Below are 23,872 nucleotides of genomic sequence, written 5' to 3'. Positions count from 1 at the left end.
GCCGCTGATTTTGCGCCCGCAGTTGTTTATGACACGGCAGGTAAGTTTGATAAATCATTCAACGAAGCAGTCTTCCGTAACGGCGCAGAAAAATTTGCAGCCGATAAAGGTGTACGGGTTCGTGAATTTGAACCGCAAAACGAAGAACAGCGTGAACAGGGTCTGCGTCGTCTGGCGAGCCGTGGTCAAAGCCCGATCGTTGCGGTTGGTTTCAACTACGCGTCTTCAGTAACTAAAGTTGCTGCTGAGTTCCCGGACGTACAGTTTGTCATTATCGACTCCGTTGTTGATCTGCCAAACGTTCAGTCTATCGTCTTCTCTGAGCACGAAGGTTCATTCCTGGTGGGTGCTCTGGCCGCTATGGCATCAGAAACCGGTAAGGTTGGTTTCGTCGGTGGTATGGACATCCCTCTGATCAGTAAGTTTGGCTGTGGTTACGAGCAGGGTGTTAAATATCAGAACCCGAATGCGGAAGTCTTCCAGAACATGACTGGTTCAACGCCAGCAGCGTTTAACGACCCTGCACGTGGTTCTGAACTGGCTAAGTCTCAGATCGCTAAAGGCGCGGACGTTCTGTTTGCTGCTGCCGGTGGTACTGGTATCGGTGTTTACCAGGCGGCAAAAGATGAAGGCATCTACGCAATTGGTGTCGACTCTAACCAGAACTTCCTGCAGCCAGGAACAATGCTGACGTCAATGGTTAAGCGCGTTGGTGTTGCGGCTTACGGATCTTGGGAAGAAGCTCAGGCCGGTACCTGGGAAGGCGGCGTAAAAGTATTGGGTCTGGCTGAAGGCGGTGTTGACTACGCTCTGGACCAGTACAACGAAGATCTGATCTCCGACGAAATGAAGTCTCGCGTTAATGACATCAAACAGATGATCATCGACGGCGAAATCAGCGTACATGACTACTCAAGCGACATGTCTTGTAACTACTGATCGTTGACAGATTTCAGGCCTGTTAGCAGGCCTGAACACTGGTCTCCCGGGCGGGATGCCAGCTAACTGAAAACAGGCAATGAGCGGCTTATCTGCGAGTGCGCGCATTGTCTGTTTTTGTAGAACACTCCTCAAATCAGGCATCAGGTGAGTCATGACTGCTCAGACAGATGTTGCTGCTCAGATGGCAATCGAACTCCGCGGAATCGATAAGCGCTTCGGCCCGGTACACGCGAACAAATACATCGACCTAAAAGTCGAACAAGGCACCATCCACGGTATTGTCGGGGAAAACGGTGCGGGCAAGTCCACGCTTATGAGTATCATCTACGGCTTTTATGAGGCCGATGAAGGTGACATTCTGATCGATGGGCAAGTGACCAAGATTTCCGATTCTAAAATCGCAATTGCGTCTGGGATTGGTATGGTTCACCAGCATTTCATGCTGATTCAGAACATGACTGCTCTGGAAAATGTGGTTCTGGGTGCCGAACGCGGCATCATGCTGAATGACAGCATGAAACATGCGCGAGAAGTGCTGGAACGCCTGAGTAAGGAGTACAGTCTGGAGGTCCCTTTGGATACTCCGGTTGAACAGCTTTCTGTCGGTCTGCAACAGCGGATCGAAATTCTTAAAGCCCTGTATCGAGGGGCGAAAATCCTGATTCTTGATGAGCCGACCGGTGTGCTGACGCCACAGGAAACGGAGCACCTTTTTAAGGTGCTGGCATCACTGAAAGAACAGGGCACGACCGTTATCATGATTACGCATAAGTTGCAGGAAATCATGGCCGCAACTGACAATGTCAGCGTCATGCGTCGCGGTGAAATGGTCGCGCATGTGAAAACGTCTGAAACCAGTCGCGAACAGCTGGCTGAGTTGATGGTCGGTCGCAAGGTCCTGCTGCGAGTTGAAAAGGGCGAAGCGGCGCCAAAAGATGCCTTGCTCGAAGTCAGCAACTTAAGCTGGACAGCACCGGATGGTGTGTTGAAGCTGGACGACGTGAATCTCAATGTTCGTGCCGGTGAAATCGTTGGCATTGCCGGCGTTAGCGGAAACGGACAGTCCGAGTTATTGGATGTGCTTTCTGGTATTAAACAGGTCCAGAAGGGCGAAGTTAAAGTGAACGGGCATGTCATCGACAAAAGCCATCCTCTGACTCCGTCCGAAGTTCGGGCCATCAAGGTCGGTCATATTCCGGAGGACCGTCATCGCATGGGTTTGGTGAACTCCTTCGCCGCCGACGAAGCGTTTATTCTGGGCTACCATCGACTGCCTCAATACAACGGCAAAGTCTTCTCACTGCGCAATGAGATTACCAAAGACTGTGCGGAAAAAATGGAAAAGTGGGACGTTCGCCCACAGGATCCAAACCTGAAAACCGCCAACTTCTCCGGTGGTAATCAGCAAAAGCTGGTCATTGCTCGGGAAATGGAGCAGGACCCTGATGTGCTTCTGGTCGGTCAGCCGACTCGTGGTGTCGACATCGGTGCGATCGAATCGATTCACAATCGAATTATTGATATGCGCGATGCAGGTAAAGCCGTATTGCTGGTCTCCGTCGAGCTCGAAGAAATCATGAGTCTCGCCGATCGCATTCTGGTGATGTTTGATGGCAAGGTGGTTGGTGAAGTCCCCGCCTCGGTCGCCAATGAACAGATTCTCGGCCTGATGATGGCCAACATTGTTCCCGATGAAGTAAAAGCATTACAGAAGGAGGCCCAAGCATGAGTCAGCCGAGAGTTCCGGGTTGGATTTATGTCGTCGTCATACCGCTGGTGAACATATTGCTGGCGTCATTAGCGGCCGGCCTGCTGTTCTGGTATCTGGATATCAACCCGTTGCAAGCTGTTGCGACGATGGCTTATGGCGCCTTTGGCGACTCCTATGGTCTGGGTTATACGCTGTATTACACAACGAGCTTTATTTTTACCGGGTTGGCGGTTGCGGTCGCGTTTCACTGCGGTCTGTTCAACATTGGTGGTGAAGGTCAGGCTTACATTGGAGCGTTGGGCGTAGGTATTGTCTGTTTGACACTGGGTGGCAAGATTCCATTGTTGCTCTTACTGCCAATCAGCATTATTGCTGCAGGTGCCTTTGGTGCGCTGTGGGCCTTAATTCCGGCATGGTTACAGGCCTATCGCGGTTCCCACATCGTTATTACCACGATCATGTTTAACTTCATCGCCTCGGCGCTGATGGGTTATTTGCTGATCGAAGTCTTTAAACCACCAGGCAGTATGTCAGTCGAATCCGCAATCTTCCCAGAATCCAGCTGGATTCCGAAGGTACATGATGTGGCTGCATTGGTTGGTTTGGATTTGCAGCGATCGCCACTGAACCTGTCTATTGTTTGGGCGCTTCTGTCCGCGGTTGGTGTCTATTATTTCGTCTGGCAAACCCGATGGGGTTATGAAATCCGGGCCACCGGGCAAAACAGCGGCGCGGCCGAATATGCGGGTATTCATTTAGGCAAAACCGTGGTTCTGGCGATGCTGGTCTCCGGTATGTTGGCTGGGTTTTTCGCACTCAACGTTGTTCAGGGTGAAGCGCATCAGATCAAACTGAGTCTGGTCAATGGCATGGGCTTTACCGGGATTGCTGTTGCGCTGATGGGTCGTAACCATCCCTTTGGTATTGTCCTGGCCAGTCTGTTGTTCGGGTTTCTGTATCAGGGCGGTGGCGAACTGCAGTTCGAGTTCGGTGTCGATCCCCGAATCATTGTCGTGCTGCAGGGTCTGGTGATTCTGTTCTCCGGTGCACTGGAGAAGATGATGAAGCATCCGATCGAGCGTCTGTATCTGAAGTATTTTTATCGTCCAACCACAACCGACGCAGCGGAGGCCTGATCGATGGAAGCGTTTAACAGTCTGATTCTGATTCTCGACGCCACCCTGCGAGTGGCAACCCCGCTGATCTTTGCGGCCTTGGCCGGCATGTTCTCGGAGCGTACCGGTATTGTGAACATTGCGCTGGAAGGGAAAATCCTCGCCAGTGCTTTCGCAGGCGCGGCTGCGGCCTACGTGACGAACTCACCTTGGATGGGCTTGCTGGCGGGTGTCATGGTGTCTGTGGTCTTTGCCTGGATGCATGCGTTCGCCACCGTCACTCACAATGGTGACCACGTCGTCTCCGGTATGGCGATTAATATTCTGGCCGCTGGTTTGACGGCCGCGTTGGGGAACTTCTGGTTCCGGCAGGGTGGTAATACGCCAAACCTGGTTGATCCGTTTAACGACATTGATGCCCGTTTTACTCCCATTACTTTCCCGTTTGCCGACCAGATAGCGGATGTGCCGATCATTGGCGGTATCTATTCTGAGCTGCTCAGCGGGCATTTCCTGTTGGTGTACATTGCCTTGTTGGCGGTGCCGGTGTGCTGGTTCGTGATGTTCCGTACTCGCTTCGGTCTGCGTATGCGCGCCGTCGGTGAAAACCCAAGTGCGGTCGATACGGCGGGTATTTCTGTAACCGGTATGCGTTATCTGTCATTGACCATCTGTGGTGTCTTAGCAGGCTTAGCAGGTGTTTATTTGTCTGTCGCCGTAACGGCTCAGTTCCTGCCTAACATGAGTGCTGGTAAAGGTTACATGGCCTTGGCTGCATTGATTTTCGGTAAGTGGCATCCTCGTGGTGCGTTGCTGGCCTGTTTGATGTTTGGTGTTCTGCAAGCCATTGCCGACCGTTCTCAGGGTGCATCACTGGGTGGTTTCTCCATTCCGGTTCAGGCCATTGAAGCCCTGCCGTACATACTGACGGTTATTCTGTTGGCCGGCTTTATAGGTAAATCCATACCTCCGAAAGCCATTGGTAAGCCGTATGTGAAAGAGCGCGAGTAATCGCGCTTGCCACGCTAAAAAAGTTTGGGGATTCTGACAACAGATTGGAACCTCACTGAGAAACCCGCCGTTGGCGGGTTTGTTTTATAAAAATAAAAGAACAGTGTTTGCCCGCCAGTGTGCCGGTGCAGAGGAAGAGAGACGATGACAACCATTCCTGTTTTGGATATTTCTAAGTTTGATCGTGAGCCCGACGCCTTCGTTGAAGAAATGGGCCAGGCTTACAAAGCGTGGGGCTTTGCCGGAATCACCGGTCATGGCATTGCCATGGACACCATTCGCAACGCGTTGAAGGCGAGTGAGCAGTTCTTCTCTCTACCGGACGAGGTGAAGAAACAGTATTTTCAGGACAATGGCGGCCAGCGTGGTTACACGCCCTTTGGCACCGAAGTCGCCAAGGATGCTGAGTTTGTGGACTTGAAAGAGTTCTGGCATGTCGGGCGCGAAGTCGAAGGGACCCCGCCTTACGAACAACTGTTGCCTAACATCTGGCCCTCGGAAACCCCTGAGTTTAAACCGGCCATGTTGACGCTCTATTCTGAACTCGACAAGCTGGCGAATCGTATGTTGGAAGCCTTTGCGTTGTTTTTGGGAGAGCAGCGCGATTACTTCAAAGACAAAGTCGATTTCGGCAACTCGATTCTGCGGCCGCTGCATTATCCACCGATTACCGATCCTGACTTGCCCAATGTGCGAGCCGGTGCACACGAAGACATTAATCTGATTACTCTGCTGGTTGGTTCCGAACAGGAAGGTCTGGAAGTGTTAAGCAAGCAGGGAGATTGGGTTGGCATCAGTATGATCGAAGGCACGATCATCTGTAACGTGGGCGACATGCTGCAGCGTCTGACCAACCATGTCTTGCCATCGACCACGCATCGCGTCGTAAACCCGAAAGGCGAAGCCGCTAGGTCCTCGCGTTACTCGATTCCGTTCTTCATGCATGCTAATCCGGACACGTCATTGGATGCGTTACCTCAGTGTGTGACGGCCGATAATCCGAAACGGGATGAGCCGATTACCGCGAACGATTATCTGATGCAGCGTCTGCGGGAAATCGGTTTAATCAAGTAAGACCGAGCATAAACGGAACCCCGGCCAAGCCCGGGGTTCTTTTATTAACTCCGGGGTATCACGGCACCATGGCAAGAAACATCCAAGACACCTTCATTGCCCCACCTTGTCTTGATGATATCGAAATCGTCCACGAAGATGATGCTCTGCTGGTCATCAACAAACCGTCCGGTTTACTCGCTCTCTCCGGTAAAGACCCGCGTAATCGGGATTCTGTCCATGCTCGATTAGTGAAACGATGTCCTTCAATACGGATGATACATCGTCTGGACTTTGGCACCTCCGGTTTGATGGTTCTCGCGAAATCCAAAACCATGGCGACGACGTTGAACCGACAATTTCAGCAACGCGAAGTGACCAAAGTGTATCAGGCCATCTTGTGGGGTCAGTTGGCGAACGCAAGTGGACGCATCAACGCACACATTGCCCGAGATGATGAAAACTTCCCGAAAATGCGTATCGGCGAAGGTGGTAAACCGGCGCAGACAGATTACCAGGTTTTGGTAACAGACATGCGAGCTAACACCAGTACCGTAGAATTCTATCCTCGCACCGGGAGAACACACCAACTCAGAATTCACAGCGCGCATATTGGGCATCCCATTCTGGGGTGTGACATCTATGGAACTCAAGCCTCGACACAGGCCGCGAGCCGACTGCTTTTGCATGCCACGGAACTGACACTGAAGCACCCGGAAACGGATCAACTTCTAAGGTTCCAATCACCTCGACCCTTTTAAAAAACGGGTGTGTAAGAGAGCCTTACTTCACACGCATCCGCTTTCGGACGTTTCTTGCATACAGCGCAGAAGGCACAATCACGAATACGGCAATAATCAACAGTAAACCCGTGACGTTATTTACCAGCACCTGTAGGTTACTGATTTCCGCCGCCACGCTGGTATTCACCTGTTGCGCATGGGCAATAGGGCCGATCGCCGCCGTTTTTGCCATTGAAAATCCATTGCTGAATGCGCTTTCCCATCCGAGCGCGGTCATCGACGCGTAAGCTTTATAACCAAATGAAGAGGCACCAAATGCGATTCCCCCAATGGCCACAGCGCCCGTTGCCAACAGACCTAATCCAACGGCACCAGCCGTGAAGACGCCGACAGACACAATTCCGACACTGACCGGTGCGACGGCAATACCGCCCCAAGCGAAGAGCATTCCATAGGCGCGACTGCCGCCCGCTATCCAGGCAAGGGCTGGTTTTTCTGCGGGCTCGGATCGTCCAAACTGAACGTGAACCAACGGGACACCGAATAGTTTGAGTTTCGATAAAAACTCACGCTTTTGGGACATGGGACTATCGTGTTCATCGTGAAACGCATCGGGTGAAAACAGTCGCTCATGCGCCCGCAAAGTTCGAGTTGCTTTGAACATGAAGTCAACCAGCCAGATGTTGGCCACCAAGTAACCCAATGCCAACGCGTGAGCGAAAAGTGAAAGTACAAACGAAGCCTCTATCGAGTTCAGTGCAAGGTAGCGCAGGATAAAAACACCTGATACATACACGCCGGCTAATGCCAGAAAGCCGAAAACAATCTTAACGGCTAAGCGTCGTTCTCGCTGGGTTCGGGATTGGTCCAGAGCAGCTCGCAACCCAAAGAATGAGCTGGCCAGTCCGGAAAATACAGCTAACACGGAGGCCAGGGTCGACAGTTTAATCATGGACGAGCCTTTGACCGCACCGGTGGCCATCGTCGCTGCTTTGGCGGGGGGCGCCAGTGTGCTGATGGCTGACATGACGCTGACCGTGAACACCAAGCTTGGGGTTGACCGCGTTAAACCGTCTTCTACGAAGTCGAACATGGCTTCTTTCAATAATTTTCTACCACGAGATAAGCGCTGTTTGACCGTATCTGTGGTCAGGTCGAGTTCATTGGCGACTTTCTCGATGGACTGCTGTTGTCGATAGTACAGCACCAAGGGTTCTCGATAGGTCTCGTCAAGGCCACTCAGCACTTGCCACATCAACGTTTGCTGTTGTGCATTGATATGAGTTTGTTCCAGTTCAGCGGAGGTATCGGCAATGGCGTGTTCTTCGCTGTATTCAACGGCCAGATCGGTGGGTTGTTTCGTCGATTTGCGGAAATACGCACTGACCCGAAAACGCAGTATGCCGCACAACCATGCTTTCAGTTTGCTGGGGTCCTCCAGATTCGCCAGGCCTTTCCAAGCTTCAATAAAGGTCTCTTGAGCCAGGTCCTCACTGAGCTGCACCTGTCCAACCGATGAGTACGCTAACGAGCACAACAAGTTCTGGTAGCGCTCTACAATTTGGCAGAAGGCATCCCGATCTCCGCCGATGGCGAACATGACCAGATTTTCGTCGGTGGATTGAGCTTTTACTTTGTGTTTTTTGAACAGATTCATGCGGCTTCTCCGGCGCTATCCTCAGTATGTGTCGTCCGCTTGAAAAAGGTGACATAAAAAATGTGCCGACCTTCATATTTTTGGCTTTTTTTAAATTTCTTCGGTTTTTTTGTCACCTTTCCTGCTTAAAGCGCCACTTGGATCTCAACGCTTAGCTGAAACCTGGAAATGAGATTATGAAGTTTTCACAACTGATGATAATGGTTCTGATTGTCCTACTGACGTCCTCATTGGCGGCAGCTGACCCGAGGCTGGCCAGTGCTTTTTTCTTCATTGCGTTAGAGGACCGCCCATGAACTGCCTCAGGTTGTTTACCACCCTTGCGGCTATTTTTACCTTATGTGCCTGTACGCTGCCATTGTCGCCGATAGCAGATGACATGAATGAGGAGCTTGGCCGGGCAATCGATCTCGGATTCGACGGCATCATTGTTCATGTCAATCAGGCAGGTAAAACCGCTTCCTATGCTGCTGGTTGGGATGATCGAAAAAATCTGACTCCGGCAGACCCTGATGCGCTCTTTAAAATAGCCAGCATCAGCAAGCTCTACGTCGCAGCGGCGACCAGTATATTAGTGGCAGAAGGGGGACTGTCTTTGGACACTACGCTGGTTGATACGTTGCCAGACGTTGCTCCCCGTATAGAGTATGCATCTGCCATTACTCTGCGAATGCTGCTTCAGCATCGCAGTGGCATTCCTGACTTTATCGATCATCCGGCGTTTTATGATGCGGACATCGTTGAGAATGAGGATACCTATCCGTATCTGCTGGACCAGCCTGCACAGTTCAGACCTGGCAATCGATATGGCTATTCCAACAGTAATTACTTCCTCATAGGTGAGATTCTCGATCGGGCCCTGGGCTATAGCCATCACCGGTTCATACAGGACCGGATACTGAGGCCGCTCGGCTTGGTTAATACCTATTCGTTGTTGCGCGATGCTGATCTGGACGATGTTATGAAAGGTTATGTCATTGGTGTCGATGACGGAGACGTTTTCTGGACATGGGAACACGTTCAACCCAGTGGGTCGATGGTGGCGTCAGCCGCCGATGTAGCAAAATTTTTGAAAGCACTGGTCGATGGAACCCTGCTTACCCCGCTGGAACAGGCTATCTATACGTCAGTTTATGAGTACGAACATACCGGCTGGCTTCCGGGGTATACGAGTATTGTGCGGTATCACAGCGACATCGACGCTGTGGTCGTGATGTTTGTGAATACGTCTTTCAATGAGCTGTTCTGGCTCGATTTGGAGCGGACCTACCGCCGCATCGTTCGCGTGCTTGAGAAAAATCCCTTATGAAAAAATTCCTGTTTACCTTTGCCAGCCTGGTTGTTGCACATTTCTTTGTTTTATCTGCTTTAGCAAACGCTTCGTCTGCTCCCGAACGTGGGTTCGGTATCGCCGCAAACTCGGCATGGAACGGGCAGGTTTTACCGATCCGAACCATTATCACAGGGTTTTATCATCAGGGAATGAACCAGATTGATCTTGGCCTGGGTTTCCACCCGTTTATCCGGCAGGAACAGTCCATTGCCAGTGCTGATCTAAATTACAAACTGTTTCCGAATGGGCGCGACAACCCCTTAAACCTGTACCTGTTAGCCAACCTCTCTTACATTTATACGAGTCGGGCCACTTTTTACCCTGCGAGATACCACTACCTGTTTTTGCTTGGTGGGTATGGTCTGGAACTCAATGGCCCTGCCGGAACCTACCTGGATACGAACGTAAGCTTTGGAGGTTTTACCTATAAAAAGGACTCGGAAAATCCAGCAAGCAGCTATTTAGATGCTGAGCAATTTTTTAAGGAGCTTGGCTCGACGGTCAGCCTGCAAGTCGGTGTTGGGTATCGGTTTTGAAGCGAAGGTCCTGTTGTCCTTTTTAAAAGCCCGGCAGCTCAGTATCTGAAAAAAGATAGATCGGGTACTGGCGTCTGCGGCTGTCACCTTGTGGGGCGTCTCGTATGAGCACCATGCGCCTATTTTTTTTTCCCCTCAGCTTGCAGCCGATATAGAAGAAGTGGACGCCTTGTACCTACTTGGTGTCATACCGGTTCTCTTTTTAAATGCATTATAAAATGATGAGCGTGTGTTGTAGCCGACGGCTAAGGCGATTTCCAGTACTGTTTTCTCACTGCTTTTAAGCGCGTCTTTTGCCGCTTCAATTCGAGCATCATTGATGTAGCTGTAAAACGTCGTTTGCATTTCCTGGCTGAGTACCTGTGACAGATAATGAACGGATATGCTGAGTTCTGAGGCAAGCGTGGAGGCGTCGATATCTGGATTTAAGTAGGCTTTTTCCTCCAGGACCTTTCGTTCAACTTTATCTGCGATTCGTTTTAGGCGTGCTTCGTCAATCGAGGAGTTAGAGTATTTTTGCTCAGACATGCCTTCCGATGCAGGTTCTGGCGCCTGTTCATGTTCCCGTTCAGGTTCCGGCTCCGGCTCCGGCTCCGGCTCAATATGAGAAAACACCGGCTTTCTGTTCAACGTCTGCAGGCAAAAAATCCAGATAAGCATCAGGACCATAATGGAAAGCAGGGTTTCACTAAAAGCTGGTACCGGAGTGGTGATGGAGACCCCTAAAACAACAAGCGCATAAAGCCAGGTGACCACCAACAGGCTGGTAAAGACCACAAGCCAGTCCAGGCGCTTTCCCTCATGGTTGGCAAACTCGGTATTCAGCTGTAGATGATACGTCTTGGTGTTTTTGACGATCCGAATGAGGTAAAGAATGCTCAGGATCGTCCAGCTGACCAAAAGAAGGGCAAACCCGGCGGAGTTAATGCCGACCCAGGTCGACAGCTGCTCCGGATCGTTAAAGAACATGTTGTTGAAGTCTTCGTCAGGCATGAGTCCAATGGATAAACTGAGCAGGCCGGCCAGCCCAACGGGTATCCAATGGATGAAACGTTTGTCGGGCAGTGACTGAGACCCATACGCGGTCAGCCATTGCTGATACCAATAGATCAATGGCAGCAGCAGAAAGAAGACGACGGGAATTGAAGCGATATAAAGCCTCGAGATCAGACCGCCGTGTTCCATCATCAGTGTGCCGGACACCAGCCAACTGAGTATCGCGATGACACCGGCAACGAGCTGAGTCGGTCTGTTTTCCGCCGGGCTCAGATAAAGAAGCGATAGAAACAACAGACCAATCCCAACGCTTATCCCGTCTATGAACATCCTGACATCCTTTAATAACTCGCAAAAATCTGTCCTTCTCACTTGGAAAGGACGAAGACAGCGCTAAGACACCCCAAAATAGCCACATCAACTTCAGACGAACACTCTGAACAAAGTTGGACTCAATGATCAATAGATCAACCATCGGTTAGCGTTTATGGCATCCGTTTGCCGGAATGTCCACTGCCGACGGTCACTATTGCATCAACGATTAACCTTAACTCAACTTGAGAATTTAAACATGAAACAACCTTTTAAACTGTCTATCGCCGTTGCTGTAACCTTATCGACCACCGTACTGGCCATGGCAGAGGCGGATGACTCCTTTGCTTCGACCAAGGTGTACCTGGGTGGTAAAACCATCGATGCCGATGCCTGGAGTGCACAGGATGGCCATGGATCCATAGGTTTATTGACTGACTTCAACACCGGTTTTCATGGTGTCCGGGTCGCTTTCGATTTATTTGGGTCGGGCAGTGAAGATGAGACCAACAGCCTGGTAAAAGGCACCTATACGGCCGAGGCGCAGCTTGGCGTAAGAAAGGTCATTGAACTGCAATCCAGGTTTAAACCATACATTGGTGGCGGCGTTAACTTGGCATATGCGACTCAGACAAATGATGATGGTTCTGGAAAAACAGAACAGGAAGATACCGCTACCGGGTTTTGGCTGAATGGTGGTGTCGATTTCCTCATTACAGACCGGTTTACGGCGGGTCTTGATCTTCGTTATGCGACGGCTGAGGTGGCGTTGTTTGACGAAACTGTTGAATTGAACGCCTTGTCGACCGGTGTTTCTTTAGGCTATCGCTGGTAAGCGGTCTCACATTTAGTAAGGCCGATCCAAGGAGAGCTGAGGACATCGACGATGCCTCAGCCCTTCATGATCAAACTGTTTTTATTTGTCATTGCTGTCCCACAGATTAACCGGGCCGTTTCAGAGCTTCATTCTGGAAACACGCTGTAAACCCTTCCTTGGGGCTCGGCAACAACATCCATGTTGTTGACGGTTCCCAGAAAGAAGCTCTGAAACAGCCCTCCTTACGCCGCCCTAAGGCGAGAAGCGTTATAGGACAGCAGCATTTATTTGTTTAGAAAACATGTCCTTCTCACTTGGAAAGGACGAAGACAGCGTCCGAAGTGACCAAAATAGCACCATCAAAATGTGAACTAACCAGAGGAACTCCAAGATGGACACCATCATTAACCCTTCGGCCAGCGGCCAACCTTCAATAAAACGACTTGCTGGCATGGCCTTTATCGGAATGGCGCTGTGCTACATCACCCTGTTCATTATTTACGGGGCTGTTTTGAGCACACCAGCGGACGCAACCACGGCTGAAAAAATTGCCTATCTCATCGAAAATAAGGGTCTATATAACTTTACTTATGTTCTGGGATACGTCTTATTCGCCTGCTTATTGTGTTTTTGTGTTTATGTTGTCGGTCAACTCGGCTCAATGGCGTCAAAGACGACTGTGGCGATGATGTCGCTGTTTGGCTATTTCTGGGTCGTGGTCTTGTTGTGTACCGGCATGATCGGCATCAGCTCTAATGAGTTACTGGCAAGTCAGAACGCCTCAAACCCCGCTGCAGCTGAAGTGGTTTATTACGCCGGAACCTTGCTGACCGAAAGTCTTGGTGGCGGAATCGAGTTTATCGGCGGTGTGTGGCTGTTTCTCTTAGGGGTGATCGGCTGGCGCCACGGTCTGTTGTCAAAGACCTTATCCGCGTTCACCTTGGTGAAGGGCGCGATCGGCATAGCGACACTTTTTTCGGCGGAACTGGTGTTGAGAGTTGTGTTCGGTCTTTCAGGTATCGTCTGGTTCATCTGGATCGGCGTTGTCCTGATCAAGAAGTCATCCTGATCAAAGTCGTCAGATCGTCAGCTGTCGCCTCAGTAATGAACGGTTTGACGAACACAGCCGGATTGAAAGCGTTCTCCACGAACGTTTCCACCCGGCTGCGGTTTAGTGCTTCTTCAGTCGAAATAGTGCGCGCCGGTAAGCTCCAGTGACACTTCCCAAAGCCGGCCACTGACCTCGGTGTCTAATGCATGAGGGCGCGGTTTGACTTTCACGGGTTGTTTACCGCGCATTTCATTGAAACCGTTCGGTCCAAGGTAGTCGCCGCTTTCGATGTCCTCGCCGACGGCCGCGTAAATCTGAGGCAGGGCACCTTCTTCCGGTGAAGACAGCAGCAGGCCGGCGACCGGGGTCAGTAAGGCAATCATAGGTTTCGGCAGGTAGCGGCTTAAGGCGGTGTTGGCAACACCCGGGTGGGCGGCGACCGCAATCGTTGAATAACCCTGTTCTTTCAAACGGCGACTGAGTTCATAGCTGAACATCAGCATCGCCAACTTGGACTGACCATAAGCCTCCATTTTTGAGTAGCGCTTCTCAAAATGCATGTCGTCGAAATGAATCTTGCCGTTGCGATGAGCGATGGAGCTGAGGTTCACAATCCGTGCGTTGCCGGTTTTTTCCAACAGCGGTAACAACAGGCTGGTCAGCAAAAAGTGTCCGAAGTAGTTCGCCCCCATTTGCAGCTCGAAACCATCGACCGTTTTCTGGTACGGCGGCACCATGACCCCGGCGTTGTTAATCAGCAAATCCAGTCGGTCAAACTGTTCCAGAAACTGCTCTGCAAACCTCTTAACCGATTTGAGATCACTGAGATCGAGCGGCATGAAAACCAGATCGGCATCCGGCAGGTTTTTTTTCAGTTCGGCGATGGCGCTATTGGCCTTGTCGGCATTTCGGCAGGCCATAACAACGGTAGCCCCGTTTTTGGCCAGGGTATGAGTGGTCGAAAAGCCAAGTCCAACATTGGCGCCGGTGACAATGGCAACCCGACCTTCTTGTGATGTTATGGCGTTAATATCAAACATGGTCAGAGCCTCCTCAGGCTTCCTGTGGGGTAATGGTTTCCAAGCGAACATCCCACCATGGGCGGACGGAGGTGGGCGGTGAGCGTAGGTCGACCCGTTCGCCGATGCGCGGAACGATGATCGACTGATTTTGTTTTCTGGCTTCAGCCACGACCCGCTGAGCGGGTTCATTCCAGGCGTGGATGGAGAGGGTAAACGCCCCCCAATGGACAGGCATCATCACGGCGGCGTCCAGATCGCGGGCGGCCTGGACGGTCTCTTCCGGCATCATGTGTACGTCGGCCCAGGCGGTGTTGTATTGGCCGCATTCGAGCAGGGCGACATCGACAGGACCCAAGCGGTTGCGGATCTCTTTGAAGTGCGTGTTGTAGCCGGAGTCGCCGCTGAAATAGAAGGTAAAGTCGGGTGCTCTCAGATGCCAGCCACCCCAGAGCGACTGGTTTTGACCGGTCAGGCGTCGGCCACTGAAGTGCTGCGCTGGAGTCAGTGTGAAGGTGAGTTCATCCATGGTGGCATTTTGCCACCAGTCGAGTTCGACAATACGGAACGCTTCGACCCCCCATCCCCGGAGGTGAGTACCAACGCCCAACGGGACATAAAACCGTTCAGCCTTATCAATTAGATGACGTATGGCCGTCAGATCTAGATGGTCGTAGTGATCATGGCTGATGAACACGGCATCGATGCGAGGTAAAGCGTCGGGTTGAATGGGCAGTTTTCCGCTGTAGCGTTTGGAACCCAGCCACGGGTGCGGCGCCGCCACGTCAGCAAAGACCGGGTCAAACAGGAAGTTGCGTTGATTCAACTGCAGCATAAACGATGAATGACCAAACCAGTACAGTTGCGGGCCGTCGGTGCGGGACAGATCATCCGGGTGGATAGTGATTGCATCGACGGTCCCTGGTTTTGGCGTTCGTCCCGGGGTTCCGCGCATGAAGCTCAAAGCGGCTTGCAAACCACTGCTTTCGCTGTCTCGCGGTAAGGGCGCCGTCATGTTATCGAAGGTTGAACCATTAAAATGGTTGGATTGTTCAAACCGCTGACGATCTTCGTCACTGGGACGACTGCCAAACTGAGGGCTGAGAAACATAAAGCTGACTCCCGTTAATAAAAGGAAGAGGATCATGACGCTGATGAACTGAAAAATGCGTTTCACTCGTTTTAGGACCACGTAGTTCTCCGATCGTGTCTGACTTGGCAAGTAACGCGCCGGTCGACAATCCAATGGTTCGATTCAAGCGGCTTGACCCGCCATACCTCAGTCACCTACGCACTTGTGCTTCACAAGGATGAGGCAACTGTGTAATGATTGACCAGAGAATAAGAGACGCGGTGTCTTTTTTCAAGAGACGCAGCGTCTTTTATGGATGAAAATGACTTTTGGCCCAACTGTCGTATGATGGCGGCCCAATGAACGTGATCCGTAATACATTATGAAGACATGCAGCAGCTGGCAACGTGCCCGGCGGGATGATCAGATTGAACAGCGTGAAGCTCAGATTCTGCAAGCAGCCTCCGACCTGTTTGATCAGTTTCGTTATGACGACATTACCTTAGCTCGAATCGCTAAAGCCGCCGGCTTTACCCGATCCAATCTGTATCGATACTTCCCTACCCGGGAAGATGTCTTTCTTACGCTGATGTCGCGAGACATGGATGACTGGGTCGACAAGGTGACGCAGTTGATGAGCCATTCGGATCTCGACGCTGAATCCTTTGTTGACCATTGGATGCCGGTGATTCTGAGCAACCCGCGCATGATGCGCTTTTATGAGTTACTGGCCGGAGTGTTTGAACAGAAAGCCTCGGCGGAACGGTTGTTGGCCTTTAAGCAACGTTTGCATGAACAGATGGCGGTGATCATCGATCAGTTGTTGATGCAAAATCTGTTTGCCTCCTCGGACGGCGCGAGCCGTTTTCTGGTATCGCATCTGGCGTTTGTGAGTGGGTTGTATCCGAAACTGCACGTGTCCGATCATTATCGGAGTTTGATGGAGAGTGCAGGGTATGAGGACTCGACCGATGAGTATCGACTGCTGATGATCGAAGGCGTGCAGGCCTTTTACGACCGTTACCGAAACGACGACCGGCCGTCGATGGCGCAATAAAACATTTTAATTCTTGCAATTGTCAAAAAAGCGACCTAGAGTACTCGGATTCTCGCACCTCAGTGGTGCATTTCTATAAACCCGCGAACAGCGATGTTGATGAAAAATTTAATCTAAAAAGGACAGATTCCATGATTAATAACATCTTCACACCGGATGGCGCAGCCAATGCGTCTGGACGTTTTCGCTGACGGGTAACCTCTGATTCATCATAGAGCCCGTCGGTAACCGCGGGCTTTATAGCACTTATAAGAACACCGTTCTTATTCCTGAAAAGCTCGCACACGCTGCGGGCTTTTTTGTTTTTAGCCCGTGCAAAGCAAAGTTTGTAAGGGAAAAAGACGTGAATAAATCAAAACATCATCATCGAATTCTCGTTGATCTTATTCGCAATAAACGCTGGCACTACCTGGGATCGGTCGTGGCGGTCAGTATTGCCAGTTACTTCATGTTTCTGGTGCCCACCATCGGCCAGGTGGTGATTGACCGGGTCATCACCGACCCACCGGTCGTCAGCGACAGTCTGCTAAACCGTCTCATTGACTGGACGGGTGGGGCTGAAACGCTGTCCGAGCATTTGTGGTGGGCGGGTCTGGCAATTGTTCTGACCACCGCGTTGGCGGGTGCGTTCATGTACCTGAAAGATTATCTGGCCGCGCGAGCGTGCGAAGACACCGTCCGCGATTTACGTGAACAGCTCTTTGCGCACATCCATCGCTTATCTGAAACCTATCTGAACGGAGCTGACAGTGGCGATATTGTTCAACGCTGTACCTCCGATATGGATACGCTGCGCCAGTTCCTGACCATGCAGGTGATGGACATGGGCCGAACCGTGGTTCTGATGTGCATTGTGGTACCGCTGATGTTTATGGTCAGTCCGATCATGGCGGGTGTATCGCTGTTTATGTTGCCAATCGTATTCACCTTTGCCTGGGTTTACTTCGGTCGGGTGAAAGGCTTGTTTCAGGAAGTGGATGAAGCCGAAGGCGAACTGACCACCATCGTGCAGGAAAATCTGACCGGGATTCGTGTTGTTCGTGCCTTTGCCCGACAGGACTACGAATGTGAAAAGTTTGAACAGGGAAATGCCCGTTATCGGGACCTGAACTTCAAGTTGATCCGAATGTTGTCGAACTTCTGGGCGTCTTCCGATCTGTTATGCCTGATTCAGAATGGTTTTGTCTTAGTCGGTGGCGGCTATCTGGCGTCGATTGGCGTCATCACCGTCGGGACGTACTTTGCTTTTATGCTTTATGCGAACATGTTGATCTGGCCGATTCGTCAACTGGGTCAACAGTTGAGTGAAGCCGGAAAGGCAACTGTGGCGATAGGACGTATCCAGGAAATATTGGATGCGCCGGAAGAAAGCACATCGGATCGGGAGCAGGACATTCCTGAATCCGTTACCGGCGACATTGAGTTTGATCGGGTTACCTTTGGTTTCGATCCGGCGAAGCCTGTCTTGAAAAACGTCAGCTTCCAGATTAAAGCCGGTGAAACCATTGCCATTGTCGGACCGACAGGCGCTGGTAAGAGCACATTGATCCAGTTATTGATGCGTCTGCACGATGCGAACGAAGGTCGCATTCGATTAGGCGGTTATGACCTGACTGAAGTCAGTCGTCAATCGGTTCGCCGTCGAATCGGTACGCTGCTGCAGGAGCCGTTCCTGTTCAGCCGCAGCTTGCGCGATAACATCAAGTTTGGACGTGCCAATGCCAGCGATGCACAGATGATTCGTTCGACGACGGATGCAGCCGTGCACCATACAATCGAGGCGTTTCAACAGGGTTATGACACCGTTATCGGAGAACGGGGCGTTAGCCTCAGCGGTGGCCAGAAGCAACGGGTGACGTTGTCGCGCACCTTGCTCAGAGAGGTCCCCGTGCTGGTCTTAGATGACACGCTCAGTGCGGTCGACTCCAACACCGAACGTGAAATTCTGAAGGCGCTGGGACGCAAACGCGGCGAACAAACGCTGTTGATCATTACGCATCGCATCAGTGTTTGTCGTCAGGCCGATCGTGTTTTCGTGATGCAGGACGGCCAGTTGACCGAACAGGGAACGCACGAACAGTTACAACAAGTGCCGGGCTTTTATCAACAGCTCTGGACGATACAGAGCGGTCAGAAAGCGCAGTTTGAAGCGGATGCCGATGCGGAACCGGCTGACCTGCATCGTCCGATTGCACCGGTGGGGTAAACCATATGGACCTGAGCCATTACCGCCCCCGGTACCAAAACAAAACATTGAAGAACCGTCCCAGAAGGGACGGCAAGGATTGCACATGAACCAGGAATACAACAGCACACCCGCGAAACAGGGTGCCTGGAAAACACTGTTTTTTATGATTTACCGCCCGCAAAAGCGTGTGTTTCATACGCTTATTGTCGCCGCACTGATTACCGCCGGTGTGGATGCGAGCTTTACGTTGGTGACCAAATCGCTGGTGGATGACATTGTCGCCAACGGTGCCAATGCCAACCTCATCGGTCATGGACTGATGTACGGCACGTTGATGTTAACCATCATCGGTTTTATCTGGTGGTTTATCCGCTTGGCCGGTGGCCTGTCGACGCAACTGATGTACGACCTGCGTAAGGACAGCTTTGAGCATTTGCAGCGGTTGTCGTTTCGGTTTTTTGATAACAACGCCGTTGGCTGGTTGCTCGCCCGGATAACGTCGGATACGCAGCGCATCGCCAATGTCATCGCCTGGGGAACGCTCGACTTGTTCTGGGGTATCCCTTACATCGTCGGCATCTTCGGTGTGTTGCTCTATCTGGATTGGCAACTGGGTCTGATCGTGTTGGGACTGTTTCCGTTTCTGGCCGGCGTTGCCATGTGGTTTAACATCCGGATCCTCGACAGTTCCCGAAAGTTGCGAAAAACCAACAGCCGCATCACCGCAATCTACAACGAAAGCATCTCCGGCGTGCAAACGTCGAAAGTGTTGGTGCGTGAAGCAGAAAACCTGCGTGAGTTTCAGCAGGACACCAACAAAATGTATGGCCAGTCGATGTACAACCTGTTGCTAACGTCGGCGTTTTTCCCGTTTGTGAATGTCTTCGTCAGTATGGCCACCGGCGCCGCATTGTGGTTTGGCGGGGCCAGTGTGTTAGCGGGCACGTTGACGTTGGGTACTCTGGTGGCCTTCATGTTTTATGCGCGAGCGTTGATGGACCCGATGTTGGAGGTCTCCGGAAAGCTCGCCGAGCTGCAACGCACTACGGCCTGTGTTGAACGGGTGATTGGTTTGTTGGACGTTGAACCGGAAATTATTGACTCCGAAACCGTCACCCGAAACATCGAGCAGGCAATGGCTGAAGCCGCGGAGACGATTGATGGCGGTGACGCCGAAATCAGAGATATAGAGTTTAAGCACGTCTCATTTGGTTACAAACCCGATGAACCGGTTCTGAAAGACTTTAACCTGAGCGTTCCGGCGGGATCCAGCGTTGCCCTGGTGGGCGCGACCGGATCGGGTAAGTCCACCATCGTCTCATTGCTGTGTCGTTTCTATGAACCGACGGATGGTCAGATTCTGATTAACGGACAAGACTATCGGGAACGGTCACTGGCGTGGTTGCAGTCGAACCTCGGTATTGTTTTGCAGACACCGTTTTTATTTACCGGAACGATTCGATCGAACATTCGTTACGGCAATCTGGAGGCGACTGATGAACAGATTGAAGCCGCCGCCAAGGCGGTGAATGTGCATGACCTGATCATGCAGATGGACAAAGGCTACGAGACAGAAGTACAAGAGGGCGGCAACAACCTGTCGACCGGCCAGAAACAGTTGATCTCGTTTGCCCGCGCGATCATCGGTGATCCGCAGATACTGGTGATGGACGAAGCAACGTCGTCGGTCGACACACAGACTGAACATCTGCTGCAGGAAAGTTTGCAAACGGTGCTGCAAGGGCGAACCAGTTTTGTCATTGCCCACCGGTTGTCGACCATCCGTTCCGCCGATCTGATTTTGGTGATTGATGGTGGTGAGCTGGTCGAACAGGGCACACACGAGCAGTTGTTGGCACAGAAAGGACGGTACTACGGCTTGTATCAAAAGCAGTTTCAAACCGAATCGGAAGAACAGCTGTTGCATCAAAGTTAAGGACACGTCATGACCTATAACGAAGTCAGTCACTATCAGGACGATACGGTGCTGGCAGCTCAGCTCAATGCACTGACACAATCGATCTGGGGCATTACCGTTCTCGATGGTGCCCCATCCGATTATGTGCCGTTTTCGATGCAGACTGAGAATGAGATTGTCGCCAATGTCTGTGTTGGTCAGTTCGATGTCGTCGTGAACGGCATCGCGCTTCCGGCCAGTATGATTCAGACGGTGCTGACGCATGAGTCCCATCGTCGAAAAGGGTTAATCCGAGCGTTGTTCGCTCCGGTTCAGGCGCATGTCGCCAACACCACCGGGCGAACCTTTTTTACAGCAGACCAGGATAAGATCGACTTTTATCAACAGTTTGGTTACCAGCATCGACCCATCATCGATTATTTCCGATGGCAGCAAACACCGACATCGGTCAATCGTGATACGTTAACGACGGTGAAGCTGCTGAATGAACAAGAACGTCTGAAATTTGAAGACGCGGCGCGACACCGTACACCGGTTTCGGATGTGTTTGGGTTTGAAAACAAACCCTGGCTGTTGTTGTGGTTTGTTCGGCACTTTTTGTCTGCGAATCTTTATTATTGGGAAGCCCGAAACGTATATCTGATTTTACGAATCGACAACGGACGGTTAGACCTTTTAGACATTGTTGGCCAGCGGATTCCCGGCTGGTCCGAGTTATTGCCGGTCTTACCAGTGGCGGAGGCGACGGAAGTGCGGAGCTATTTTGTGCCCGACAAACTCCATGTTCAGGCCGACCCTGTCTACTCAGAAACCGATCGGTTTTTCTTCGATGCGGCATTTCCCTTGCCGGAGTTGATTTGCTTGCCGGAAACTCAGCGCGGTTAACCGAGTTCAATCAGGTTGGCTTCCGGTAATCTCAATCGATGCGTCAGTCGTAATGTGGCGACAAAGGGTTCATCGTGACTGATCACCACCAGCGCACCCTGGTACGCGGACAATGCCTGTTCCAGTGCCAGGACGCTGTCGAGGTCCATATGGTTGGTCGGCTCGTCCAGCAGTAACAGCTGTGGTGTCACCGGGCCGAGCAGCTCCGTTGCCAGTACGGTTTTCAGTTGTTCGCCGCCACTGAGTTGACCAAACGCGACCTCGGCTTTTTTATTCCGCAACCGGATGCGCGCGAGTCGCTCACGACCTTCCTGTTCGGTCAGTTCCGGTTGACGTTGCAGCAGGTTCTCAATTGCGGATTTTTGCGGGTCGAAATGATGAAAGTGTTGGTCGAGGTATACCGTTGGCACCCATCGGTGGTAATGCCCGGCAATGGCCGGGTATTGCTCGAGCAGTGTCTTTATCAGAACACTTTTTCCGACGCCGTTGGGTCCTTCAATTCTGAGGCGAAACGCACCATTGAGCCGGAACGAGATTGCCTGATGGTTCGGCTGATTTACGCCGGTCACCAAGCCATTCAGGCTCAGTACTGTTTTCTGTGGGTGCAAAGCCGAGTCCGGTAAATCCAATGCCAGTGGCTCTTGCCATTCGCGTTCTTGTTCGGCCAGTTCGAGTGTCTGGTCGGCCTGAGTTCGTCGTTGCTGTCTGAGCAACTTCTGCTGTCCCTGACTGTTTTCCGAGGCTTCTTTCATTCCGTCGCGCAGCAGTTTATCGAGTCCGGTTTTTTCGGCGTTGGCTTTACCGCGAGCACTGCGCTGTTGTTGTTTTTCCAGCGCTTCCTGTAACTGGCGAGCTTGTCGTTTTTTGTCTTTACGCGCCGTGTCCAGCTTGTCTTGTTGCTGTTGCCAGCGCTGATCCCGTTCCTTCAGATATTCCTGAACCGTACCAGGGTGAGCGTGCATACCGTTGGGCGTCAGCTCAAGGATGGCATCGACCTGATCAAGCAGTTCCCGGTCGTGACTGATCACAATGCGCGGACGCTTTTCATTTTTCAGCCAGTTAAAAAACTGTTCGCGGCCGTCACGGTCGAGATGGTTTGACGGTTCATCAAAAATAAAGAGATCGGGTCGTGCCATCAGTGCGGCTGCCCACATAAGTCGAAACTGTTCACCGCCGGAAAAAGAGGTGACTGATCGACGGACATCCAGTGACTCGGGTAAGCCAACCGTACGACAGGCGGCCATAAACTCAACGGCTTGCTCCCACCAGAAGGCGGCCTGGTCAAAGTCCTGAGATTCCGTGGAGCCCTGTTCAATACGTTGCGCGGCATTCAGCGCGGGCTCTAGCCCAAACAGCGCGATGACCGACAGTGAGGGATCGGGCGGCGCATTTTGCGCAACATAGTGAATATCCCCGGACGATTGCAGGGAGCCACTGTCCAGTGTCAGATCCCCCGCTAAACAGCGTGCCAGCACCGATTTTCCGACACCATTGGCACCGACGATCGCGGTTAACGATTGCCGTGTCGTGAAGGATATATTATTGAAAAGGAAATCGCCGTTACTGAGACGAAACGACAGGTCTGTCGCCGATAAAAAAGTTGCCATGCAGGATTCTCCAGAGTCGAAAGTCAGGTTCGAGTAAGTTGGAAAATCACTGAATCATTGGCGTGTCCCGGACAATGGAAAGAAGAGCGCGTAGAATAGCAATCGTCGTCTTCGTTGTCGAGAAGGGTCTGAAAGGAAAGTATGAGAGAGAAACTCTATTTATTACCCGGCACGCAGTGTGATGATCGTCTTTGGGCGCCGTTAGTTACACGACTGTTTGATACCGTTGAGTTGGTACCATTAGCCATTCCCATGAATATGGGGTTTCCTGATATTGCGGAACTGTTGGTTTCGCAGTTGTCGGAATCAACGGTGAACTTGCTTGGCTTTTCCCTGGGTGGGTATGTGGCCGCAGAGATCGCGGTTCGTTATCCCGAGCGTATTGCTCGTCTGTGCGTGTTGGCGAACAGTCCCAAACCATTGCCGACTGCGGAGCTTGAGCAACGCGCGCAAGCCTTACGGCTGATTGATAAGGTCGGTTATCGCGGCATGAGTCGGCTACGCGCCAAGTCGTTACTCGACCCATCGCATCATGACGACGAATGGATTGATCAGCTGATTGCTATGGATCGGGCTCAAGGTGTCGAAAAACTGAAAAGTCAGTTACGGGATACGTCGGATCGACGTGATCTTTTTGCACCCTTATCGCAATGGCACAAGCCCATACTCTTTTGTGCCAGTGAGGGTGATGACCTGGTAGATACAGAATGGTTGACCCGCTTGTCCAAACAGAATGCGCAGGTTGATGTCCATTGGATTTCTAGCCGCGGGCACATGCTACCATTGGAGCATCCGGACTCTTTAGCCGATGCCATTCGGAAATGGTTAACCAAGGTTGGAACATGATTG

The 23,872-nt window shown here is 51.7% G+C and carries 19 protein-coding genes and 1 pseudogene; 15 read left to right on the top strand and 5 right to left on the bottom strand.

From position 1 onward, the window contains the following. The 6 genes from MED297_RS11675 to MED297_RS11650 all read left to right on the top strand — a co-directional run. The coding region (locus tag MED297_RS11675) for a BMP family lipoprotein (RefSeq protein WP_008045152.1) at positions 1-939 on the top strand (939 nt) is incomplete at its 5' end. Positions 940-1,093: 154 nt separating this feature from the next. Beyond that, positions 1,094-2,671, top strand: a complete 1,578-nt coding sequence (locus MED297_RS11670; protein ID WP_008045151.1) for an ABC transporter ATP-binding protein — start codon at positions 1,094-1,096, stop codon at positions 2,669-2,671. Next, positions 2,668-3,789: an ABC transporter permease gene (locus tag MED297_RS11665; RefSeq protein WP_008045150.1), complete on the top strand. Its 1,122-nt coding sequence runs from the start codon at positions 2,668-2,670 to the stop codon at positions 3,787-3,789. The genes MED297_RS11670 and MED297_RS11665 overlap by 4 nt, the downstream gene beginning before the upstream one ends. Positions 3,790-3,792: 3 nt before the next feature. Further along, entirely contained in the window at positions 3,793-4,779 is a 987-nt protein-coding gene (locus MED297_RS11660) for an ABC transporter permease (protein WP_008045149.1), read from the top strand. A 144-nt stretch (positions 4,780-4,923) separates the two neighbouring features. Beyond that, the gene (locus MED297_RS11655) at positions 4,924-5,853 is read left to right on the top strand and encodes an isopenicillin N synthase family dioxygenase (protein WP_008045148.1); all 930 of its coding nucleotides are present in this window, start codon (positions 4,924-4,926) and stop codon (positions 5,851-5,853) included. Positions 5,854-5,921: 68 nt separating this feature from the next. Then, positions 5,922-6,593 (top strand): RluA family pseudouridine synthase, encoded by a 672-nt coding sequence (locus MED297_RS11650; RefSeq protein WP_008045138.1) that lies wholly within the window; start codon positions 5,922-5,924, stop codon positions 6,591-6,593. A gap of 22 nt (positions 6,594-6,615) precedes the next feature. On the opposite strand, the gene MED297_RS11645 is transcribed toward MED297_RS11650, so the two are convergent. Continuing rightward, a complete protein-coding gene (locus tag MED297_RS11645; RefSeq protein WP_008045136.1) occupies positions 6,616-8,232 on the bottom strand; it encodes an RNA polymerase sigma factor in 1,617 nt (538 codons plus the stop codon). A 292-nt stretch (positions 8,233-8,524) separates the two neighbouring features. Between MED297_RS11645 and MED297_RS11640 the strand changes: the two genes are divergently transcribed. After that, positions 8,525-9,541 carry a serine hydrolase domain-containing protein gene (locus tag MED297_RS11640; protein ID WP_040557043.1) on the top strand — a complete coding sequence of 339 codons (1,017 nt, stop codon included), beginning with the start codon at positions 8,525-8,527 and terminating at the stop codon, positions 9,539-9,541. Next, entirely contained in the window at positions 9,538-10,101 is a 564-nt protein-coding gene (locus MED297_RS11635; RefSeq protein ID WP_008045132.1) for a hypothetical protein, read from the top strand. Before MED297_RS11640 ends, MED297_RS11635 begins: the two co-directional genes overlap by 4 nt. A 135-nt stretch (positions 10,102-10,236) precedes the next feature. Here MED297_RS11635 and MED297_RS11630 read toward each other — a convergent pair whose 3' ends face one another. Beyond that, complete coding sequence (locus MED297_RS11630; protein ID WP_008045130.1) at positions 10,237-11,427, bottom strand: helix-turn-helix transcriptional regulator; 1,191 nt, start codon at positions 11,425-11,427, stop codon at positions 10,237-10,239. Positions 11,428-11,668: 241 nt separating this feature from the next. Between MED297_RS11630 and MED297_RS11625 the strand changes: the two genes are divergently transcribed. Beyond that, positions 11,669-12,244 (top strand): outer membrane beta-barrel protein, encoded by a 576-nt coding sequence (locus MED297_RS11625; protein WP_008045128.1) that lies wholly within the window; start codon positions 11,669-11,671, stop codon positions 12,242-12,244. 373 nt (positions 12,245-12,617) lie between these two features. Beyond that, complete coding sequence (locus MED297_RS11620) at positions 12,618-13,295, top strand: hypothetical protein (RefSeq protein WP_008045126.1); 678 nt, start codon at positions 12,618-12,620, stop codon at positions 13,293-13,295. Between the two features lie 113 nt (positions 13,296-13,408). Here MED297_RS11620 and MED297_RS11615 read toward each other — a convergent pair whose 3' ends face one another. Together MED297_RS11615 and MED297_RS11610 are read right to left on the bottom strand one after the other, a co-directional pair. Next, positions 13,409-14,317 carry an oxidoreductase gene (locus tag MED297_RS11615; protein WP_008045124.1) on the bottom strand — a complete coding sequence of 303 codons (909 nt, stop codon included), beginning with the start codon at positions 14,315-14,317 and terminating at the stop codon, positions 13,409-13,411. A 13-nt stretch (positions 14,318-14,330) separates the two neighbouring features. Then, positions 14,331-15,407 (bottom strand): MBL fold metallo-hydrolase, encoded by a 1,077-nt coding sequence (locus MED297_RS11610; protein ID WP_161599296.1) that lies wholly within the window; start codon positions 15,405-15,407, stop codon positions 14,331-14,333. Positions 15,408-15,750: 343 nt separating this feature from the next. On the opposite strand from MED297_RS11610, the gene MED297_RS11605 reads away from it, so the two are divergent. From MED297_RS11605 to MED297_RS11590, 4 genes are all read left to right on the top strand, one after another. Beyond that, complete coding sequence (locus MED297_RS11605; protein WP_008045121.1) at positions 15,751-16,425, top strand: TetR/AcrR family transcriptional regulator; 675 nt, start codon at positions 15,751-15,753, stop codon at positions 16,423-16,425. Positions 16,426-16,768: 343 nt separating this feature from the next. Next, on the top strand, positions 16,769-18,631 hold the full coding sequence (locus MED297_RS11600; protein WP_008045120.1) for an ABC transporter ATP-binding protein: 1,863 nt from the start codon (positions 16,769-16,771) through the stop codon (positions 18,629-18,631). A gap of 85 nt (positions 18,632-18,716) precedes the next feature. Then, on the top strand, positions 18,717-20,549 hold the full coding sequence (locus MED297_RS11595) for an ABC transporter ATP-binding protein (protein WP_008045119.1): 1,833 nt from the start codon (positions 18,717-18,719) through the stop codon (positions 20,547-20,549). Between the two features lie 9 nt (positions 20,550-20,558). Beyond that, positions 20,559-21,416: a GNAT family N-acetyltransferase gene (locus tag MED297_RS11590; RefSeq protein ID WP_008045118.1), complete on the top strand. Its 858-nt coding sequence runs from the start codon at positions 20,559-20,561 to the stop codon at positions 21,414-21,416. A 164-nt stretch (positions 21,417-21,580) separates the two neighbouring features. Here MED297_RS11590 and MED297_RS21330 read toward each other — a convergent pair. Beyond that, positions 21,581-23,023: pseudogene (locus MED297_RS21330) on the bottom strand (ATP-binding cassette domain-containing protein); the annotation flags it as partial. A 141-nt stretch (positions 23,024-23,164) separates the two neighbouring features. On the opposite strand from MED297_RS21330, the gene MED297_RS11580 reads away from it, so the two are divergent. Further along, positions 23,165-23,869 carry an alpha/beta fold hydrolase gene (locus MED297_RS11580; protein WP_008045116.1) on the top strand — a complete coding sequence of 235 codons (705 nt, stop codon included), beginning with the start codon at positions 23,165-23,167 and terminating at the stop codon, positions 23,867-23,869. Positions 23,870-23,872: the final 3 nt, after the last annotated feature.

It is taken from the genome of Reinekea blandensis MED297 (assembly GCF_000153185.1).
Lineage (GTDB): Bacteria > Pseudomonadota > Gammaproteobacteria > Pseudomonadales > Natronospirillaceae > Reinekea > Reinekea blandensis.
This window is presented reverse-complemented; position numbering and strand designations above follow the sequence as displayed.

Bases quoted from the DNA above. Each gene is read 5' to 3' on its own strand.
- MED297_RS11670 (WP_008045151.1), top strand. From the start codon at position 1,094: ATGACTGCTCAGACAGATGTTGCTGCTCAGATGGCAATCGAACTCCGC.
- MED297_RS11665 (WP_008045150.1), top strand. From the start codon at position 2,668: ATGAGTCAGCCGAGAGTTCCGGGTTGGATTTATGTCGTCGTCATACCG.
- MED297_RS11660 (WP_008045149.1), top strand. From the start codon at position 3,793: ATGGAAGCGTTTAACAGTCTGATTCTGATTCTCGACGCCACCCTGCGA.
- MED297_RS11655 (WP_008045148.1), top strand. From the start codon at position 4,924: ATGACAACCATTCCTGTTTTGGATATTTCTAAGTTTGATCGTGAGCCC.
- MED297_RS11650 (WP_008045138.1), top strand. From the start codon at position 5,922: ATGGCAAGAAACATCCAAGACACCTTCATTGCCCCACCTTGTCTTGAT.
- MED297_RS11645 (WP_008045136.1), bottom strand. From the start codon at position 8,232: ATGAATCTGTTCAAAAAACACAAAGTAAAAGCTCAATCCACCGACGAA.
- MED297_RS11640 (WP_040557043.1), top strand. From the start codon at position 8,525: ATGAACTGCCTCAGGTTGTTTACCACCCTTGCGGCTATTTTTACCTTA.
- MED297_RS11635 (WP_008045132.1), top strand. From the start codon at position 9,538: ATGAAAAAATTCCTGTTTACCTTTGCCAGCCTGGTTGTTGCACATTTC.
- MED297_RS11630 (WP_008045130.1), bottom strand. From the start codon at position 11,427: ATGTTCATAGACGGGATAAGCGTTGGGATTGGTCTGTTGTTTCTATCG.
- MED297_RS11625 (WP_008045128.1), top strand. From the start codon at position 11,669: ATGAAACAACCTTTTAAACTGTCTATCGCCGTTGCTGTAACCTTATCG.
- MED297_RS11620 (WP_008045126.1), top strand. From the start codon at position 12,618: ATGGACACCATCATTAACCCTTCGGCCAGCGGCCAACCTTCAATAAAA.
- MED297_RS11615 (WP_008045124.1), bottom strand. From the start codon at position 14,317: ATGTTTGATATTAACGCCATAACATCACAAGAAGGTCGGGTTGCCATT.
- MED297_RS11610 (WP_161599296.1), bottom strand. From the start codon at position 15,407: ATGTTTCTCAGCCCTCAGTTTGGCAGTCGTCCCAGTGACGAAGATCGT.
- MED297_RS11605 (WP_008045121.1), top strand. From the start codon at position 15,751: ATGAAGACATGCAGCAGCTGGCAACGTGCCCGGCGGGATGATCAGATT.
- MED297_RS11595 (WP_008045119.1), top strand. From the start codon at position 18,717: ATGAACCAGGAATACAACAGCACACCCGCGAAACAGGGTGCCTGGAAA.
- MED297_RS11590 (WP_008045118.1), top strand. From the start codon at position 20,559: ATGACCTATAACGAAGTCAGTCACTATCAGGACGATACGGTGCTGGCA.
- MED297_RS11580 (WP_008045116.1), top strand. From the start codon at position 23,165: ATGAGAGAGAAACTCTATTTATTACCCGGCACGCAGTGTGATGATCGT.